At 65.5% G+C, this 17,267-nt stretch carries 14 protein-coding genes; 4 read left to right on the top strand and 10 right to left on the bottom strand.

From position 1 onward, the window contains the following. Window positions 1-47 precede the first annotated feature (47 nt). From andAa to andAc, 4 genes are read right to left on the bottom strand one after another with little or no spacing between them, the layout of a single operon-like run. The gene (gene andAa / locus U5771_RS02665; protein WP_322022527.1) at window positions 48-1,268 is read right to left on the bottom strand and encodes an anthranilate 1,2-dioxygenase system ferredoxin--NAD(+) reductase; all 1,221 of its coding nucleotides are present in this window, start codon (window positions 1,266-1,268) and stop codon (window positions 48-50) included. Beyond that, window positions 1,258-1,584, bottom strand: a complete 327-nt coding sequence (andAb, locus tag U5771_RS02660; RefSeq protein ID WP_322022526.1) for an anthranilate 1,2-dioxygenase ferredoxin subunit AndAb — start codon at window positions 1,582-1,584, stop codon at window positions 1,258-1,260. Before andAb ends, andAa begins: the two co-directional genes overlap by 11 nt. Window positions 1,585-1,600: 16 nt before the next feature. After that, entirely contained in the window at window positions 1,601-2,086 is a 486-nt protein-coding gene (andAd, locus tag U5771_RS02655) for an anthranilate 1,2-dioxygenase small subunit AndAd (RefSeq protein ID WP_322022525.1), read from the bottom strand. A 17-nt stretch (window positions 2,087-2,103) separates the two neighbouring features. Next, the gene (gene andAc / locus U5771_RS02650) at window positions 2,104-3,375 is read right to left on the bottom strand and encodes an anthranilate 1,2-dioxygenase large subunit AndAc (RefSeq protein ID WP_322022524.1); all 1,272 of its coding nucleotides are present in this window, start codon (window positions 3,373-3,375) and stop codon (window positions 2,104-2,106) included. A gap of 210 nt (window positions 3,376-3,585) precedes the next feature. Between andAc and andR the strand changes: the two genes are divergently transcribed. Further along, on the top strand, window positions 3,586-4,542 hold the full coding sequence (andR, locus tag U5771_RS02645) for an anthranilate 1,2-dioxygenase regulatory protein AndR (protein WP_322022523.1): 957 nt from the start codon (window positions 3,586-3,588) through the stop codon (window positions 4,540-4,542). Window positions 4,543-4,805: 263 nt separating this feature from the next. Here andR and U5771_RS02640 read toward each other — a convergent pair whose 3' ends face one another. Then, window positions 4,806-5,696, bottom strand: coding sequence for a LysR family transcriptional regulator (locus U5771_RS02640; RefSeq protein WP_322022522.1), 891 nt, complete (start codon window positions 5,694-5,696; stop codon window positions 4,806-4,808). A 91-nt stretch (window positions 5,697-5,787) separates the two neighbouring features. Here U5771_RS02640 and U5771_RS02635 point away from each other — a divergent pair, with 91 nt between their 5' ends. From U5771_RS02635 to catC, 3 genes are read left to right on the top strand one after another with little or no spacing between them, the layout of a single operon-like run. Then, window positions 5,788-6,921, top strand: a complete 1,134-nt coding sequence (locus U5771_RS02635) for a muconate/chloromuconate family cycloisomerase (protein WP_322022521.1) — start codon at window positions 5,788-5,790, stop codon at window positions 6,919-6,921. 36 nt (window positions 6,922-6,957) lie between these two features. Continuing rightward, the gene (gene catA, locus U5771_RS02630) at window positions 6,958-7,860 is read left to right on the top strand and encodes a catechol 1,2-dioxygenase (RefSeq protein ID WP_322022520.1); all 903 of its coding nucleotides are present in this window, start codon (window positions 6,958-6,960) and stop codon (window positions 7,858-7,860) included. A gap of 43 nt (window positions 7,861-7,903) precedes the next feature. Beyond that, window positions 7,904-8,194 (top strand): muconolactone Delta-isomerase, encoded by a 291-nt coding sequence (catC, locus tag U5771_RS02625; protein ID WP_322022519.1) that lies wholly within the window; start codon window positions 7,904-7,906, stop codon window positions 8,192-8,194. A 177-nt stretch (window positions 8,195-8,371) separates the two neighbouring features. Here catC and tssJ read toward each other — a convergent pair whose 3' ends face one another. The 5 genes from tssJ to U5771_RS02600 are packed head-to-tail and all read right to left on the bottom strand — an operon-like array spanning window position 8,372 to window position 17,250. Further along, the gene (gene tssJ, locus U5771_RS02620; protein ID WP_322022518.1) at window positions 8,372-8,905 is read right to left on the bottom strand and encodes a type VI secretion system lipoprotein TssJ; all 534 of its coding nucleotides are present in this window, start codon (window positions 8,903-8,905) and stop codon (window positions 8,372-8,374) included. A gap of 13 nt (window positions 8,906-8,918) precedes the next feature. Continuing rightward, window positions 8,919-10,043, bottom strand: coding sequence for a type VI secretion system baseplate subunit TssG (tssG, locus tag U5771_RS02615; RefSeq protein ID WP_415859380.1), 1,125 nt, complete (start codon window positions 10,041-10,043; stop codon window positions 8,919-8,921). Then, complete coding sequence (gene tssF, locus U5771_RS02610; RefSeq protein WP_322022516.1) at window positions 10,040-11,854, bottom strand: type VI secretion system baseplate subunit TssF; 1,815 nt, start codon at window positions 11,852-11,854, stop codon at window positions 10,040-10,042. The genes tssG and tssF overlap by 4 nt, the downstream gene beginning before the upstream one ends. Before the next feature lie 9 nt (window positions 11,855-11,863). Continuing rightward, a complete protein-coding gene (gene tssA / locus U5771_RS02605; protein WP_322022515.1) occupies window positions 11,864-13,447 on the bottom strand; it encodes a type VI secretion system protein TssA in 1,584 nt (527 codons plus the stop codon). Between the two features lie 8 nt (window positions 13,448-13,455). Continuing rightward, window positions 13,456-17,250: an ImcF-related family protein gene (locus tag U5771_RS02600; protein WP_322022514.1), complete on the bottom strand. Its 3,795-nt coding sequence runs from the start codon at window positions 17,248-17,250 to the stop codon at window positions 13,456-13,458. Between the last annotated feature and the right edge of the window lie 17 nt (window positions 17,251-17,267).

Below are 17,267 nucleotides of genomic sequence, written 5' to 3'. Positions count from 1 at the left end.
GCTACCCGACGCGAACACGGCCAAGCCGGCCGCGTTCGCGCACTGCCTCAGAGAAACGTCTTCAGGTTCACCGCCGGATCGGCGAGCTGCACCGGATCGGGGACGGCGCCTGCCGCGATCAACCGTCGCGATGCGCCGATGTCGCGCCCCAGGTTCGCCGCGGCCACCGCCGCGATCTTCCCGTCGTCGTCCAGCCCGAACACCGTGAACGGCCCGCTCGCCGGATCGCCGCGCACGACGGTCGTCCGCTCGCTGCCGAACAGCCCGAGCATCTGCAGGTTGCAGTCGTACTGATCGGACCACAGCCACGGCAGCTCGGCATAGGTTTCGTCCGCGCCGAGCAGGTTCGCCGCCGCGACGGCCGGCTGGTTTTCCGCGACCTGCCACGACTCGATCCGCACGTGGCGCCCGAGCAGCGGATTGAAGTGCATCGTCACCTCGCCCGCCGCGAAGATCGCGCGATCGGCCGTCCGGCATCCCGCATCGACACGGATCCCGTTGTCGACCTCGAGGCCGGCCGCCTGCGCGAGTTCGACATTGGGCACGACGCCGATGCCGACTACCACGATGTCGGCCGGCACGTCGCCGCGATCGGTCTCGACGATCGCGCCGCCGCCCGGTGCGCGGCGAATCGCGCGCGGCAGCGTCGCCATCCGAAAGCTCACGCCGCGCGCGTCGTGCAGTTGCCGCGCATACGCGCCGACGACTTCCGGCAACGCACGCTGCAGCAAGCGCTCGGCCGGGTCGATCACCGTCACGTCGCAATCGACCTGGCGCGCCGCGGCCGCCACTTCGAGGCCGATGAAGCCGCCGCCGAGCACCGCCACGCGACGCCCCGGCGCGAGTTGCGCGCGCAACGCACGCGCGTCGGCAACGGTGCGCACGTAATGCGGGACGATGCCTTCGTCGATCGGCCCGCCGAACGCACGCACCCGCGAACCCGTCGCGAGCACGAGCCGCGTGTACGGCAACGTCGTGCCGTCGTCGAGCCGCACCCGCTGCGCATCACGCTCGATCGCGTCGACCCGCGTGCCGAGCCGCAGCGCGATGTGCTGCGCGTCGTACCACGCGGCATCGCGGATGAACGCGCGCTGCTCGCCGCCGTCCGTCAGCAGCGCGTCCTTCGACAGCGCGGGCCGGTCGTACGGCAGCTCGCGCTCCGCGCCGATCATCACGATGCGCGCAGCGGCGTCGCGCGCGCGCAGCGCCTCGGCCGTGCGCCGCGCCGCGTGGCCGGCGCCGACGATCACGAACGGGTCAGCCGACATTGACTTCCACCTGCCCGTCGACGATCCGGATCGGATAGGTCCGTACCGGCTCGGTGATCGGCGCGCATTTCGGCGCACCGGTGCGAATGTCGATCAGCCCCTGGTGCAGCGGGCATTCGACGCAACCGTCTTCCACATAGCCTTCGGACAGGCGCGCGTGACCATGCGAACAGAGGTCGTGCATCGCGAACAGTTCGTCGCCGATCCGGAACACGGCGATCGGCTTCTGGCCGGCGACGCGCGCCGCCGGTTCGTCTTCGGAGAATTCGTCGAATGCGCCCAGCGGGTGCCATTCGGCGAGCAGTGCTTCGGTCATGTCGTTTCCTTGGCTGTCAGATCGGGGTCGCGAGCAGCGTCTGCACGCGCGACGTGTCGTAGATCACGCGCTTGGTCTTGTAGCGCAGCCCGTCGGGCGTGCGCACGACCGTGTCGTAGTACTTGCCGGCCTGGTACACGTTCGATTCGCCGTTGCTGCGCGTCTGCACGACCACGTAGTTGCTCTCGGTGTCGATCTCGCCGTCGCGCTCCGCGACGATCGTGAGGCCCGACGTCATGTGCCGGTACGTGTGCTCTTCATAGATGTTCGCGTGCCGCAGCGACACCACGCGGTCGCGCAGCATCCGCTGGTTCGTGCAGTGGACGATCCCGACCGGCAGCCCGAGATCCGCGTTCTCCTTCGGCACGATCTCGTACGTGCAGTCCTCGGTGAACATTGCCGGCCAGTGTTCGAGCCGGTCGTTGTCGAGGTGGCCGATGTAGCGGTTCTGGAGCATGTAAATCTCGAACCACGTCTTCATGTCTTCCGTCAGGTGTTCCATCGTTCCGCGCTCCCGCTTCAATAGCCCATCAGCTTCTGGTACCCGACCCAGAACTTGCGGATCAGGCTTTCGGTGATCACCGTGTCCTGCTGGTCCGGATTGCCGCGCGACATCTCGATCACCGACGTCGCATCGGCATCGCGCACCGTGCCGCGCTGCACGAGTTCGGTCGCCTCGGTGTCCTCCATCGAGATATAGCCGGCCGGCCCGACCAGGTTCGCCTGCTTGATGCGCAGCGCGCGCAGCTCGGGCGTGTCGTCCGCGTAGCCGAAGAAGTGGAAGATCAGCTCGAAGTTGTCCGGCCCCTTCGGCAGGATCTGGCGCGCGACCAGCGTGTTGTGGATCTGCTGGATCACGAGCTGCGGGAAGATCGGCTGGATGTGGTTCGTGCAGTCCTCGTCGTATTCCGACACCAGATCGAGGATCGACTCGTCCTCGAGATGGAAGCCCTCGTCGAACGAGCGGATGTTCTGCTGCTTGTACGCGGCCGACGTGTCGTCGCCCGTCTTCGTCACCGTGATGATGCTGTGCAGCCCGTGGTTCGCATCCGGAATCGAGCGCGCCTTCATCCCGACGCGGAAAATGTTGAAGGTCGTATGGAACAGGTGCAGCATGCTCGCGTGATACGGATCCTTCACGTTCTCCAGGTACAGCTTCCAGTTCGACTTCGAATACTGGCGCGTGCAGCCGAGATACTCGATCGGCTTGTGGAAGATCCGGTCGATCCACGGCCGCATCTGCTCGCCCAGGTATTCGGGCAACGGCATCACTTCATCGCTGAAGGTCGCGAACACCAGCCCGCGATAGCTGTCGACGCGTAGCTTGCGCAGCCCGTGCTGCTTCGGGTCGAAGTCGGCCGGCATCCCGGTCATCCCCTTCTGGCCGCGCCGGAACGGCACGCCGAGCAGGTTGCCCTGGTTGTCGAAGCTCCACTGGTGGTAGACGCACGTGTGCGAACTCGCGTTGCCGCGCGACTTGCGGCAGACCTGCGCGCCGCGGTGCGCGCAGCGGTTCACCCAGGCGGACAGCGTGCCGTCCTCGGTGCGCGTGACGACGACCGGCGTGTCGCCGACGAACGTGCTCTTGAAGTCGCCGGCGTTCGGGATTTCCGCTTCCAGCGCGACGAAATTCCAGGTCGGCCCGCGGTAAATGCGCTCCTGCTCGCGATCGTAGACCGCGCGCGAACTGAACACCTTGTACGGCACGCGCGAACCGTCGTCGTGCGGAAAGCGCACATCGGACGCGTCGTCGCGCGGGGCGAATACGACGGGCGATTCTGTCTGCTCCATGTCGGACTCCTTGTGGTTCCGTTTCGTTGATGGCATGGAGCCGATTTTTGAAAAGCTAATATTCGGCGTCTATCCGGAAAGTGCGATTGCGGCGGCGCAATATCCACTTTCGGCGGATTTCTGCGCTAGCATGGCGACACACGCGACCCGGCGCACGATCGCGACCCATTCGTCGGATCGAAGCGCGCGTCCACACCAAGGCCGATGCCCATGTCCCCAACGTCGTTCGAGCCGCTTGCGCTGCGCGCGCACCGGCTGTTCGAATCCCGCGATCTCGACGAGACGCGCGAGCGGATCTCGCGCGTGATGCAGCCGCACGCGCTGCTGCCGAGCGGCCGCGTGCAAGGCGCATCGCATATGGATTTCGTCCGGCTCGGCGGGCTCGGGATCGGCACCATCGCGTTCGGCGACGCGATGCGCGTGCAGGTCGACGCCGTCGACGGCTATTACCTGCTGATGTTCTGCCTGTCCGGGCAGGCGGAAGTCCGCGCGATGGGGCGCCGGCTCGGCGTCGACGGGCAGACGGGCGTGCTGTGCGCGCCCGGCGAACGCTTCGACGCGGTGCTGTCCGCCGACTGCGAGCAGTTCGTGCTGCGCATCGATGCCGCAACCGTCGGCGCGCTGACCGGCGACCCGCGCGCGACGCTCGACCCCGTGCTGCACATCAGCGATGCCGCGCTCGCCGCGTGGCGCCAGCAGCTGATGCTCGTCGCCCGCTCGCCCGAGCTGCTCGAACGCGCGAATGCCAACCCGCGTGTCGCGTCGCAGCTCGAGCACCTGTTGATCGATTTGCTGATCGAGGGCCACCCGCCGTCGGTACTGAGCGCACGCCACGATCCGGCACCCGGCTTCGTGCGGCGCGCGCAGGAGTTCGTGAACGCGCACTACGCGCAGCCGCTGCAGCTCGCCGATATCGTCCAGGCCGCCAACGTGCCGGAGCGGACGCTGCGCGACGCCTTCCTGCAGTTCCGCGGGATGAGTCCGATGCAATACCTGCGCGCGACGCGGCTCGATCATGCGCGGGAGCTGCTGCGCGGGTCGGTGTCCGAGCGACGGATCGCCGATATCGCACTCGATTGCGGGTTCACGCACCTCGGGCGGTTCGCGATCGCGTACCGGGAGAAGTTCGGCGAATCGCCGTCGGAGACGCTCGACGGGAAGCGGTAGGTGGGGGCGGGGCTTGGTGCGGTGCTGGCTTGCTGCCTTGCTGCCTTGCTGCCTTGCTGCCTTGCTGCCTTGCTGCCTTGCTGCCTTGCTGCCTTGACGCCTTGACGCCTTGACGCCTTGACGCCTGGCGGCCTGGTCGGCTTGCCGGCTCGCTGCGCGTCCGCATCTGCGGCAAATGACATCGCATCGCGACGGCTTCTCCGCATTCGGCGTCGCGCGCCGAAATCGACCGTTAGTTGCAATCTATACGGGAGCGACCGACCCTACCCCGCCGGCGCGATCATCGCCCGCGCGATCGCGCAGAACGCCGTCGTCGCGGCGCTTTCGCCGTGCAGCCGGCGGCTCATGATGATCGGCGACGTCGCCGTGGGTTCCGGCAGCCGCCGGTAGACGACGCCCTTCACGCGCACGCCTTCCACACTTTCCGGCACCAGCGACACACCCACCTGCGCGGCGACGAGCCCGAGCGCCGTCTGCAGTTCGCGCACCTCGTGAACGGCCGCCGGCACCAGCGCGCCGTCGCGCAGCGCGGACAGCTGCTGGTCCGCGAAGCTCGGCCGCGGCGTGCTCGGATAGACGATCAGCGTCTCGTTCGCGATGTCCGCGAGCGTCAGCGGCCGGTCCGGATCCGCGAGCGGATGCCCGACCGGCAGCGCCGCGATCAGCTTTTCCTCGATCAGCGCCTCGCGCACGAGCTGGTCGTCGTCGAAGCGCAAGCGGCCGAACCCGACGTCGATCCGCCCGCCCTTCAGCGCGCCGAGCTGTTCGAGCGTGAACATTTCGATCAGCGACAGCTCGACGTTCGGCTGCGCCTCGCGAAACGCGCGAATCACGTCCGGCAGCGCGCCATAGAGCGTCGACGGCACGAAGCCGATCACGATCCGCTCCGACAACTGCGCGAGCCGCCGCGTCAGCGGGCCGAGCTCGTCGGCCTGTTCGACCACGCGCGTCGCCTGCGCGTAGAACACGCGCCCCGCGTCGGTCAGTTTCAGCGGCCGCGCGCCGCGCTCGAACAGCGGCAACCCGACCTCGTCCTCGATCGCCTGGAGCTGGCGGCTCAGCGGCGGCTGCGTCATGTGCAGCCGCTCCGCGGCCCGCGTGATGTTCATTTCCTCCGCGACGGCGATGAAGTACCGGAGCTGGCGCAATTCCATTTCATGCCTCAAAGGTATGGAAGTAGTCGGAAAGAGTGTTGGACGACGCCGGGCGGGAATTCCTACCATGTGCACCAACAGGAGGAATCGCATGATAGCAACTGCCGCCACCATCGAACGCATCGACACGCTGCTTGTCGACGTGCCGACCATCCGGCCCCACAAATTGTCGGTCGCCACGATGAATTGCCAGACCCTCGTGCTGGTCCGCGTTCGATGCACGGACGGTATCGAAGGCGTTGGCGAGGCGACCACGATCGGCGGTCTCGCGTATGGCGAGGAGAGCCCCGAGAGCGTCAAGGTCAACATCGACACCTACTTCGCGCCGCTGCTGCAAGGCATGGATGCGACGCGCCCGGGCGCCGCGATGGCGCGTGCGCGCAAGCTGTTCCAGGGCAACCGGTTCGCGAAGTGCGCGATCGAAACCGCACTGTTCGACGCGCAGGCGCGCCGCCTCGGCGTGCCGCTGTCCGAGCTGTTCGGCGGCCGCACGACCGACGCGGTCGACGTCGCCTGGACGCTCGCGAGCGGCGACACGCAGCGCGACATCGCGGAGGCCGAGGCGATGCTCGACGCGCGCCGCCATCGCGCATTCAAGCTGAAGATCGGCTCGAACGCGGTCGACGACGACGTCGCGCACGTGATCGCGATCAAGCGCGCGCTCGGCGAGCGCGGCGACGTCCGCGTCGACGTGAACCAGGCATGGACCGAAACCGACGCGATCCGGGCCGCCGCGCGACTCGCGGACGCCGGCGTGAGCCTCGTCGAGCAGCCGATCGCCGCAACCAATCGCGCGGGGCTGAAACGCCTCACGCAGCTCGCGCGGATTCCGATCATGGCCGACGAAGCGCTGCACGGCCCCGTCGATGCATTCGCGCTCGCGCAGGACCGCGCGGCCGACGTATTCGCGGTGAAGATCGCGCAGTCGGGCGGCCTGCTCGGCGCGGCGAGCGTTGCCTCGATCGCGTCGGCGGCCGGCATCGACCTGTACGGCGGCACGATGCTCGAAGGCGCGGCCGGCACGATGGCGTCCGCGCAACTGTTCAGCACGTTCGGCTCGCTGAAATGGGGTACCGAGCTGTTCGGCCCGCTGCTGCTCACCGAGGAAATCCTCGTCGAGCCGCTGCGTTACCAGGATTTCAAGCTGCACCTGCCGGCGACGCCCGGCCTCGGCATCACCTTCGACTGGGCCCGCATCGAACGGATGCGCCGCGGCGCCCGCTGATCCCACACGACACGACAACCGAAACCGGAGACACAGATGAACAAGCCAGCCATCGACGCCCTGCTGAAGACCTTCGACGACGCCGCGGAACAGCCCGGCAACCCGCGCGTGCGCGCGATCGTCAACCGGATCGTGAAGGACCTCTGCTACACGATCGAGGACTTCGACGTGCAGCCGAGCGAGTTCTGGACCGCGCTCAACTACCTGAACGAAGCCGGCCGTGAATTCGGGCTGATCGCCGCGGGCCTCGGCCTCGAACGCTTCCTCGACGTGCGGATGGACGAGGCCGAGGAGAAGGCCGGCTTCCATGGCGGCACGCCGCGCACGATCGAAGGGCCGCTGTATGTCGCGGGCGCGCCGGAATCGGTCGGCCATGCGCGTCTCGACGACGGCACCGATCCGGGCCAGACGCTGATCATGCGCGGCCAGGTGCTCGGTCAGGACGGCGCGCCGATCGCGAATGCGCTCGTCGAGGTGTGGCACGCGAACCATCTGGGCAACTACTCGTACTTCGATCAGTCGCAGCCGGCGTTCAACCTGCGCCGCTCGATCCGCACCGATGCCGAGGGCCGCTACAGCTTCCGCAGCGTGCTGCCGGTCGGCTACAGCGTGCCGCCGGGCAGCAAGACCGAGCAGCTGCTCGACCAGCTCGGCCGCCACGGCCATCGTCCCGCGCACATCCACTTCTTCGTTTCCGCGAACGGATATCGTAAGCTGACGACGCAGATCAACATCGAAGGCGATCCGCATATCTGGGACGACTTCGCATTCGCGACCCGCGAAGGGCTGATCCCGACGATCAAGCAGGCCGAGGGCGCGGAAGGCAAGCCGTATGGCGTCGACGGGCAGTTCGCGCTGATCGACTTCGATTTCTCGCTGCTCAAGGACAAGCAGGACGTGCCGGCGAGCGAAGTCGAGCGGGCGCGGGCGCAGGCCTGAGCGGCCGTCCCGTTCGACGCATCGACAACGCAAGGAGTGCAGAATGCTGTTTCATGTGGAAATGACCGTCCGTCTGCCGGCGGACATGGATCCGGTCAAGGCAGCCACGCTGAAGGCCGAAGAGAAGGCGATGTGCCAGCGGCTGATGAACGAAGGCGTCTGGCGGCATCTGTGGCGGATCGCGGGGCAGTATGCGAACGTCAGTATTTTCGATGTCGAGAGCGTGCAGCAACTGCATGACCTGTTGAGTCAGCTGCCGTTGTTTCCGTATATGGAGATGGACGTGCGGGCGCTGTGCCGGCATCCTTCTTCGGTGCGGGAGGATGATCGGTAAGTGGGTGTGATGGATGCCGTCGCCATACGCCGGCGTCCATCATGAAATCCGCGTGTTGCATGGTGTGGCCGCGACACGCAAACACACTCCCCTGGTCCGCCGCGTTTCACTGCGGGCGGCCCGGTGGCGCCGCTTCTTCGCTTTCCGCCGATAAGCCGATGTACCGACCGGCACCGATCATCGCGCCTCCCTGACGCCCGGCACCGTGCCAGCCGCTTGCAGGTCGTTCTTCGACAATTCCAGTTTCAGTGGCTTTTCGGCATCGAGCTTCTTCTTTTCGACGACACGCTTCCAACCGCCGTTGTCCCCGGGATTCCGATAGAACGCCACGATCGCGACAAAGTTCGTATCCCGCTGCATCGGCTGGGACAGGCTTGCCGACGCGCCCGGATTGACGACCGCTGACGTATCCGCTTGCCAGTCCTGCGCAAGCAGAGCGCGGTCATTTTTCAGCAGATCGTCGTATGACGATTGATCAAACGCCTTGCGATCCTTCAACTGATACACGCGAACAGCCACCGACGTCGGCCGCCCCGCCTCATCGGGATTCAGTGCGGCCCGCGCCGTCAAATCCACCTTCAGCACTTTCACCTGCTTGAAGAACACCGCGCGATAGGCATTCGACGACGCATCCGACACGGACTGCCAGGCCCCGCAGCCAGACAAAAGCAACACTGCGGCAACCGTTGCCGCGCTCATTCGATTGAACATTGAGTCTCCGAGATCAGATCGTGCGATGCATGAGATGCGGGTTGGGTTGAGGCGTCGGAAACGCTTCGTAGACGCCGAGCGCGATATCGATCATGCGTGCCTCCGACGACGGCAAGACCGTGGTCCAGCCGAGACGCGGCGCAGGATCCGTGCGCCCGATCGCGACAACGGGTTTCGGCACGAATCCGGACGACACCTCCATGCGCAGATGCACATCGGCCTTGATGCCCATATACAGCCGAATGAACGCCAGCAACTCGCCATGCAACCAGGCACCCGGCAACAGATCGTGCGCCTGCTGCGCATCGACGGGCCGCAGCGTCACTCGCACGGCACGACTGCGATAAGCGACGCGCCTGCCGAGTACGTAACCGCCCCCGAGGCCGGCACGTGCGCCGTCCGCCGGCGCATCGACGGTCGAACGCGTTGAAGTCAACGGCCGCGGCTTGCCTGCGCTTGTCATGACCGTCCAGAATTCGTCGACGCGTACGCCGGCCCCCGGCGCGGCCAGCGCCACCACGCCAGCCAGCCCTTCCGACGTACGCGTACGCTGGATCAACAGCCCCAGCAACGCGAGCATCCGCGAATTCGGCAAGCCTGCCCGCAAAGGCTTGTCGCCCCATCCAAATCCCGCCAGACACAACAGGCTCTGCGAATAATCGTCGATGCCGCCGGCCCGAAAACGCTCCGGATAGCGGTATTTCTTCCATGCGCGATACAGCAGCGTCGCCGCCCGGTGATTGAACGGATCGAGAAACGCCTCGACCGCTTCGTGCCCGTCCTCCCGCAATACGATCTCGTCGATCATGTGCGACGGCATGGCCGCGTCGACGCCATAGAGGCCCATGAAGGTCGTGCGCACGGTTGGCGGTGCATCGAGGTGTTCGTCGTCAATCTCGACGGCAGCCACTTCACCCGCTGGAAATCCCAACCGGGGACGCGGCCGGAAACGCACCGGCTCATGCTCCGGCGTATCGCGCGTACCGAACCCGGGGCGTTCGGGCGCACATGCCTCCAGCAGACGACAGAACTGCATGAAAGTCATCTTCGGCGCCTGCTCGAACAGCCTTCCGGCCACCGCCGGCAGACTTTTCGACTCGGCGGCTTCAGCACGCACCCGATCGATCGATGCACTCATAGCGGTGCCCGCCGAGCCTTGCTGCGCGGCCATTCCGTCCGCGACCGGGACGGCAGGCTGACGATCGCCAGCTTCGTGAACAGATTGATCTCCGCATACGCACCGAAGAACCGATGCAGCAGTTCACCGAACAGCATCACGTCGCCTTCGCCGGAGAACGCATGCGCATCGAGCGTGACTTCGATCAGCACGCCGCGCTCGACCGCTCCGCCCGATACCTCCTCGATCATTTCCTGCGACACATGCAGGATGCCGGCGAGCCGCCGCCGGTTCAGTTCTTCGTTCGTCCAGTCGTACAGCGCCAAGGCGCCGCGCAATACCTCGGCGTTCATCATCGACAGGAAATTCGGCGCGAGATGCGACAGCACGCGCCACTGGAAGCGATCTTCCGTCGGCGGATACAGCGGCAACGTCGGCGACACGAGATTGCGTACACCCGCGACGCTCGGCGTGCTGGCCGCCAGTTCGTCGAGACTCGCTTCGCGCAACCCCTTGCGCGGCAGCAGCCCGTTCGTACCCGTCACGCGCAGCGACAGGCTTTCCTCGGGCAGCGTATCCATTGTTTCCCACGCGTGGCCGCCGAGAATCACCCACATTTCGTGCAGACCCGATACGCCCGCGCGCACGCGCGTGTGGAAATAGCGTTCCGGCGCCTCGTGCCGCAGCATGCCGCCACGATGCCGGAACGTCGCGAACGGCACGTATTCGTATCGTTCGGCCGTATCGTGATCGAACGTCGCGATCGCGTCGACCGAATAGGTTTCGACGTGCTCGCCCTGGTGACCGGCCGGCACCACGCGATATTCGGTTTCGTGATGGTCGATTTCGATCGGCTCGGCGTCCAGTTCGAACAGGTTGATGACCGGCGAACAGAACAGTCGCACGTTCTCCGCGTGGAAACGCTGGTCCGACGGATACGCGTCCGTCAGGAGGATTTCCAGCTCGAAGCGAGCCGCTTTTTCAGGAAGCGTCGAGATGTCCAGCCCGCACAGATCGACGAACAGGAATTTCTCGCGGAACGTGAAGTATTCGAGCAGCAGCTGATATCCGGAGAACGCCGCATCCGCCTTGGGCCACAACCGCTCTTCCGCCGAAAACCCTGCCGGCTCGATCGTCACGCCGGCGAGCGGCACCGGTTCGCCGTCGCGGACTTCCGGAACGCGCCAGTCGATCGCATCGACCTGACGCGTCAGCGCAAGATGCATCGCGAATGCGGTCGGCAGATCCGCGTTCAGATGCAATCGAAGCCGCGACAGGTCCGTTTCGCTGCGCAGCGCCGACCCATGCAGCGAGAAGCCGAGGCGAATCACCGAGCGGCCGTCGTGGCGCACGGCCGGCCCGGCATGCGTGATCGACACCGGCTGCAGCGCAACGGCCTGCGTCGTCCGGTACAGACATTGCACCGTCCGCGGCGTCACGCCCTCTACGCCGCCCGGCGACGGCACGTTGATCGGTGCGGACCGCACCGGTACACCCGCCGGCACGACTTCGGTTTTCTGCAGTTTCTCCGCGAACGGCGTCAGCTCGACGATCGACAGCGAAGGAATCATCCGCAGATAGTGCGGCCACAAAAGGCTGACGAGTCCTTCGGTCAGCTCCGGCAGCTCATCATCGAGTTTTTGCCGGAGCCGCCCCGTCAGGAACGCAAAGCCCTCGAAAAGACGCTCGACGTACGGATCGCGATCGCCGACGCGGTCCAGATTGAGCAGGCGCGCCCGGTCGGGGTGTGCCTTCGCGAATTCCTTGCCCGATTCGCGCAGGTATCGCATTTCCGCTTCGTAGTAGCGCAGGATGGGATCGTTGTTGTCCATGGGAATCCGTTACGAAAGGGTCAATGCGCGTGCGGGATCGAGCACCGTGAGCTCGGCACGCAGCTCGCCGATGCGGCGCGCGAGCGCCGGCTTGTCGGCGTCCTTGCGGCTGCTCATCGCTTTCAGTGCCTTGACCAGTTGTTGCTTGACCTCGAACGTCAGCGCCGGCTCCCAGCGCATCAGCGGCAGCGAGCGGGACGTTCCGTCGAGTTCGGCGAGCAGCGCGAGCGCCGCATCGTGACGGCCGGCATGGTCGGCCAAGCGCGCCATCACGAGGCGCTGCAGGTAGCGATGTCGATCGGTTTTCATGCCGGGCAGCGCTTCGAGCCAGGCGAAAGCCGTCTCGATACCTTCGCGCGTAGCCAGTTCGCGAGCCTGGGTTTCGATCTCCGGCCAGTCGCCGGTTGCATCGCTCTCGCCATCCGCGGAGACAGGCAGCGGCGCAACGGTCTCGCCCGCTTCCAGGTCGCGCACGACCGCATGGCGGGCGATCCATTCGAGTGTCGTGTCGTCGGCAAATGGCGCGCCGTCGCTGAATGCCAGCCGTTCGATACCCGGTAATCGTTCGAGAAACAGCGCAAAGTCGGCGCGCAGCAATTCTCGCCACGCGCTGTATGGCGTACCGACGTGGTCGAGCGCGACATGCTGGAAATACTGCAGGTCGAACCACAGGTGATTCACGCCTTCCATGAACGCGCCCTCGACTCGCTCCAGCAACTCGTGCCAGTGTTTCTGCAGCACGAGGCGCTTCATCTGCTGCCGCAACTCGGCGCGTGGCGGCGCCAGACGCGTGTGCGATGCGGCATCCGACGGAGGCACGTCGTGCAACGTGTCCCATCGCACGCTTCGCACGAGCCGCACTGAAGGCAAGTAGCCGTTTTCCTGATCCCGCAGCCACACCGACATCGACCGGGCTTGATCGAGCAGGTCGCGCGCCGACGCAATTGAGCCGGCCGCAGTTTTTCCCGGAGCAGTCGCCGCCGGCATTGCCATGCCGGGATCGACACTGCGTGCGGGCGTATCCTTCTTCTCGAAACGGGAAACGAGTGCCTGCAAATTCGGACGGGCTGCATCGGGCCACGCCGCCGTCTGCGTCACGAGCACATCGAGTGCGGCCAACGTGCGCTCGAGATCCGCCGGCACAAAGTCACCGCGACGATCCAGCGTCTCGATCACACGCGCCGTCGCCAGCATTTCAAGCGCGGCCTTCTTCGCTTCGTGACGGGCAGGCAACGCGGACTCGCCGAACCGGTCGACGAGCGCGGCGGCCAGTTCAAGCCCGTCCGTGAACCCGGCCGGGCCGTCCTGCCGCAGACGTGCGAACGCGTAGTAGCCGGCGAGGCGCAAATCCTTGCCGGTTTCCTTGAGCAGGTGTTCGCACGCGCGGACGATCAGCTCGTCATCGATTCCCGACAACTTGCCGGCTTCGTCCTTCAGTTCGAAGAACGCGTCTTCGTAGCCGGGATCGCGCCCGCATGCGTGCTCGCCGGGTATCGGCGCAACCCATGCGGCCCAGGTATCCGTCCGCGCTTGCTGGAGCGAATCGATGCGGGGGCCGCCGACGAGTGTCTTCACAAAATGGGCAAGCGTCATGGCAGGCCTCAAAAAACGAATGCGTCGCCCAGCAGCCTGAGGGCGTGCCCGAACGGACGGGGGGAGGAGTCGGGAAATCCCGACGTGGTCGCCAATGGCGGAATCGCAGCCTGCGACGCAGCCGATTGTTTCGCCGATCCACGCGCGGTGGCTCGCGTTTTCGCCTGAGCGAATTCGAGCGCGGTGCGTTGACCGGATGTCTGCTCCGTCGTTACCCGCGTGGTCTCAACCGGCCACGGACTCCCGCCCGGCAGCCCCGGCAGCCCCGGCAGCCCCGGCGGCAACGGGACAGCCGCATGCTTCGCGGCCGAAATCGCCGACGCCGGCAAGGGCGGCGGGCCGATCGTCGACACCCGTGGCCCCGTGTTCTGCGCTCCCGTCACGAAAACGCGCGTCGGCAATGTGAAATTCCGCAACTGCAGAACGTCGAGTGGACCACCGCCGGCTTCGCTGCGCAATTGCACCTTGAGCGGAATACCCTGGCTCGTGTCCGGCGTCCAGGTCAGCAAATAGCGCGCGTTGTCCTGCTGCGCGACCTTCGCGCGCTCCAGCAGCCGAACGAGACCGAAGCGCCCCTGCGCATCGAGCGCGGTGCGCAACCCGCCCTGCTCCGTCTGCCATTCGATATGCGACAGGTTCTCGAGCGACTGCCCCGGCCATTCGAATGGCGTCCATTCCTGCTTCTGGTTGAAGTAATGCAGTTCGCGGCCGGACAGCACGAATCTCATGTCGGTGACGCCCGGCGTCGGCTCGGCCCTCAGTTCGTAACGCACGCGGGCGTCGCCGGACGGGAACAGGACCGTCGACGTGCGCGTGAGCTTGTTCAGGCTGCTCAGGAACGCCGGATCGATCGTCAGTGCCCCCGAATCGGTTCCCTGCGAAGCGACCCATCGGTCGCCCTGCCGCTCGACGACACCGGCCAGTTGCGACGTCACGAACTGCGCGATCACGCCGCTATCCGCGCGCATGAAACGCGCCATCTCCGGCAGCGATGCGTCGTTGTCTGAATCCGCGAACGGATAGCGGCCACCGAACGTCCTGTTCCAGTCGGCGACGATCGCGGTGCGCCAGATTTCGTTCAGGCTGGACGCGGCCGGCTGCACGATGACCTGCCACGCCTGATCGAACGGTGCGCGGAACAGTGCGCCGAATCCGGACCACTGTTCGCCGAGACTCGCGGCGACACGACTCGCGTAATCGCGGCTGTCGGCGATATCGGAGGTTTTGCCCTGCAGCACGGATTGCGCGGCCAGACGTGCGATCGCGTCCGGATCCGGACTGGAGACGATCTGCGATGTCTTCAGACGCATCGCCGTAATCCGCTCCAGATAGCGTGCCAGGCTGAGGTCACCGGTGGCTGCCGGCGGCGTGCCGCCCTTGCCGCCGGACGGCGCCCCCGGAACGAGTTCGTTGCCGGTCAGACGCAAGATCGGGCCGAATGCGGCGGCAAGCGGCGACATCTGAGGCTTGGTCTGCTTGGACGGATCCTTTTCGTCCGTGCCGACCAGTTGCTGTGCCTTGCTGACCAGCGTGTCCGACAACGACTGTGGGCTCGCTCCCGTGCCCGCCTGATAGACGATCGCATTCATCAACGCGACGAGCGGCGAACGTTGCGGATCGCCCAGTAGCGTCAGCTGGTCGGCAGTCGCCGACAGCGTCGGTGCAGGTTGCCAGCGCAGGCTGTTGAGGAACAGCGCCCATGCCCGTGCGTAATCGTCGAAATAGCGCTGGCGTAATTCGGCCTTCAATGTCGACGGGGAGCCGCGATTAACCTTGGTATCGGAGAGTACCCAGTCGCTTGCCATATCGCGTTGCTCGCCGGCCTCGTCGATTGCTTTCGAGATTCGCTCGTCCCACGCCGCACGCGTGAATACGCCGGGGACGGTCGCGGCCGTGCCGAACAGACCGCGGCTCGTTGTGCCGCCAGTGGAAGACTGCGATGCGCCGTCGCCGAGCAGCGTCGCGAGTGATAGCGGCGGATATTTCGGTGTCGCTTCGTCGATGATCTGCTGGTAGATCGCATCTCCTGAGTTCTGGATACCTCGGACGCCGACGATCGTCTGGCGGGTCGACGCGATCAGGCTGCCGTCCGGAACGATCGCCAGTGCGGCTTGTCTGGAGGCGTCGCCACGCCCGACGTGATTCGCGAAGAACGCGATCGCTTGCTGACGCAGGTCTTCCCAGCCGCCCTTCGACAGGTGTGAATTGCTCGGGCGTTCGGGGGCAGACGTCGCGACGAGTTGCGGCATCAGGAACGCGGCTGCCGCCCGCTCGGGTTTGGCGAGCATCATGTAGGTCTTGAGCGTGTCGTAAGCGGCCTGTACCTGGGCATCGCCGCCGCTGGCGATTTCCGCGTCGGACAAGGACGCGAGTTGATGCAGCCTCGCTTCGAGCTTCTGGCGGATCGGGCTGACGAGGATGCGGTTTGCGGCATCGGCGTAATGCGGCCAAAGCGCGGCGAGCAATGCCTGGTCGCGATTCAGGCCGAAACGGGCGGTAATAGGCACGCCATGGCGCTGCTGGAATTCAAGGGCATCGATTTGGCGGTCGAGGTTCGTGAGCGTTTGCAACGACTGCGTCGGATCTTGTATTCCGGCAAGCTGCGTTGACGTGTCCGCGGCACTTTCAATCGTTGCGCGGTTGGCGAAGCCCGACAGCATCGTGCCGGCGACCCAGCAGCCGATCCCGACGACTGATATCCAGGCTGCCGCAGTCGATGGTGAAAAGCCGACATGGCGCCCACGAACCTTGCGACTGTGCTCGGCAACGGTTTGCCAAATCGTTCGATGTTGAGGATTGACTGAAAGGTCCTCGTCGTTCTCAGTATCGGAATGCGGCCCGATCAGATCCCGTTCCTTGAATAGCGGCGCGAACATCAGACCATGGATTCCGCATGTCCGGACGCTGGATTCGGAGGTTTTCAGTACACATCCCGTCAACGCACTGCGCAGCGCGGAAATATGCTGCGATAGTTCAACCGGATAACGATCGGCGGCATCCGCGGCAAGGCGTATGACACCCGTGTCCGCGAGATTGTCGAGCAGCTTTCGAAGCGACGCGTCGATCGCCTCTTCGTTCACGCGCGTGTTTGTCCACGTGAAACCAATGGCTTCGTCCATGTCCGCCCGATCGCCACCGAAATCCGTCACGTCGAGAAGATAGGCGGGCGCGGCCCACCGCAACGTGCGCGCATGGCGGGCAAGGCGAGCAGCGAGTTCGTCGGTGTCAAACGACGTGTTGGCTGAACCACGTCCACGTGTCACCGCCACAATTGCGTCGACCGGTCGCCGGCGTCGCAGGCGGCGGATTTGATCGAGCCATTCCGTATCGAGTTTGTCACCGATCTGCGTCGCGTACAGCAGGACTGTATTGCCGAGAACGATAAATCCGCCGTCGGCCAGCCCGGGCGCCAGACGTTGAACGAACGGCTTGTCGCCAGCGACGAGCACCCAACGGTCCCGATAGCGCCAACGTCGACCGTGGCGGTTGAGAAGGTTGCTACGCAACACAGCAGCGCGCGCTCCGACAACCGAAGCCTTGATATCGCGCCCCTCGGTCGATAAATTGGCCCGATTCGCGACCCAATCTCTAATACGCCGCGCGGCTATCGCTGGGCGGGATGAAGAGTCGAAGCTGAACCATATGAAAAACATGACGAATACGATACAAAGCGCGACGATCCATTCCGCACGCTTCTCGACCGAGTGCAGCCCCACCCAGTCGCCTTTCAACCAGATCAACAGCCCGGGCAGGATGACCACTATGACGATGCTTAGAATGTCAATCCGGAACTTGCGAAGCATATTAGATAGAAATTGAA

The sequence above is a fragment of the Burkholderia sp. BCC1977 genome, assembly GCF_905339595.1.
Classification (GTDB): Bacteria; Pseudomonadota; Gammaproteobacteria; order Burkholderiales; family Burkholderiaceae; genus Burkholderia.
This window is presented reverse-complemented; position numbering and strand designations above follow the sequence as displayed.

Excerpts from the sequence above, each read along its gene's own strand:
- tssA (WP_322022515.1), bottom strand. The coding sequence starts at position 13,447 with ATGACGCTTGCCCATTTTGTGAAGACACTCGTCGGCGGCCCCCGCATC.
- tssJ (WP_322022518.1), bottom strand. The coding sequence starts at position 8,905 with ATGTTCAATCGAATGAGCGCGGCAACGGTTGCCGCAGTGTTGCTTTTG.
- U5771_RS02600 (WP_322022514.1), bottom strand. The coding sequence starts at position 17,250 with ATGCTTCGCAAGTTCCGGATTGACATTCTAAGCATCGTCATAGTGGTC.
- andR (WP_322022523.1), top strand. The coding sequence starts at position 3,586 with ATGTCCCCAACGTCGTTCGAGCCGCTTGCGCTGCGCGCGCACCGGCTG.
- andAd (WP_322022525.1), bottom strand. The coding sequence starts at position 2,086 with ATGGAACACCTGACGGAAGACATGAAGACGTGGTTCGAGATTTACATG.
- tssF (WP_322022516.1), bottom strand. The coding sequence starts at position 11,854 with ATGGACAACAACGATCCCATCCTGCGCTACTACGAAGCGGAAATGCGA.
- tssG (WP_415859380.1), bottom strand. The coding sequence starts at position 10,043 with ATGAGTGCATCGATCGATCGGGTGCGTGCTGAAGCCGCCGAGTCGAAA.
- U5771_RS02640 (WP_322022522.1), bottom strand. The coding sequence starts at position 5,696 with ATGGAATTGCGCCAGCTCCGGTACTTCATCGCCGTCGCGGAGGAAATG.
- catC (WP_322022519.1), top strand. The coding sequence starts at position 7,904 with ATGCTGTTTCATGTGGAAATGACCGTCCGTCTGCCGGCGGACATGGAT.
- U5771_RS02635 (WP_322022521.1), top strand. The coding sequence starts at position 5,788 with ATGATAGCAACTGCCGCCACCATCGAACGCATCGACACGCTGCTTGTC.
- andAc (WP_322022524.1), bottom strand. The coding sequence starts at position 3,375 with ATGGAGCAGACAGAATCGCCCGTCGTATTCGCCCCGCGCGACGACGCG.
- andAb (WP_322022526.1), bottom strand. The coding sequence starts at position 1,584 with ATGACCGAAGCACTGCTCGCCGAATGGCACCCGCTGGGCGCATTCGAC.
- catA (WP_322022520.1), top strand. The coding sequence starts at position 6,958 with ATGAACAAGCCAGCCATCGACGCCCTGCTGAAGACCTTCGACGACGCC.
- andAa (WP_322022527.1), bottom strand. The coding sequence starts at position 1,268 with ATGTCGGCTGACCCGTTCGTGATCGTCGGCGCCGGCCACGCGGCGCGG.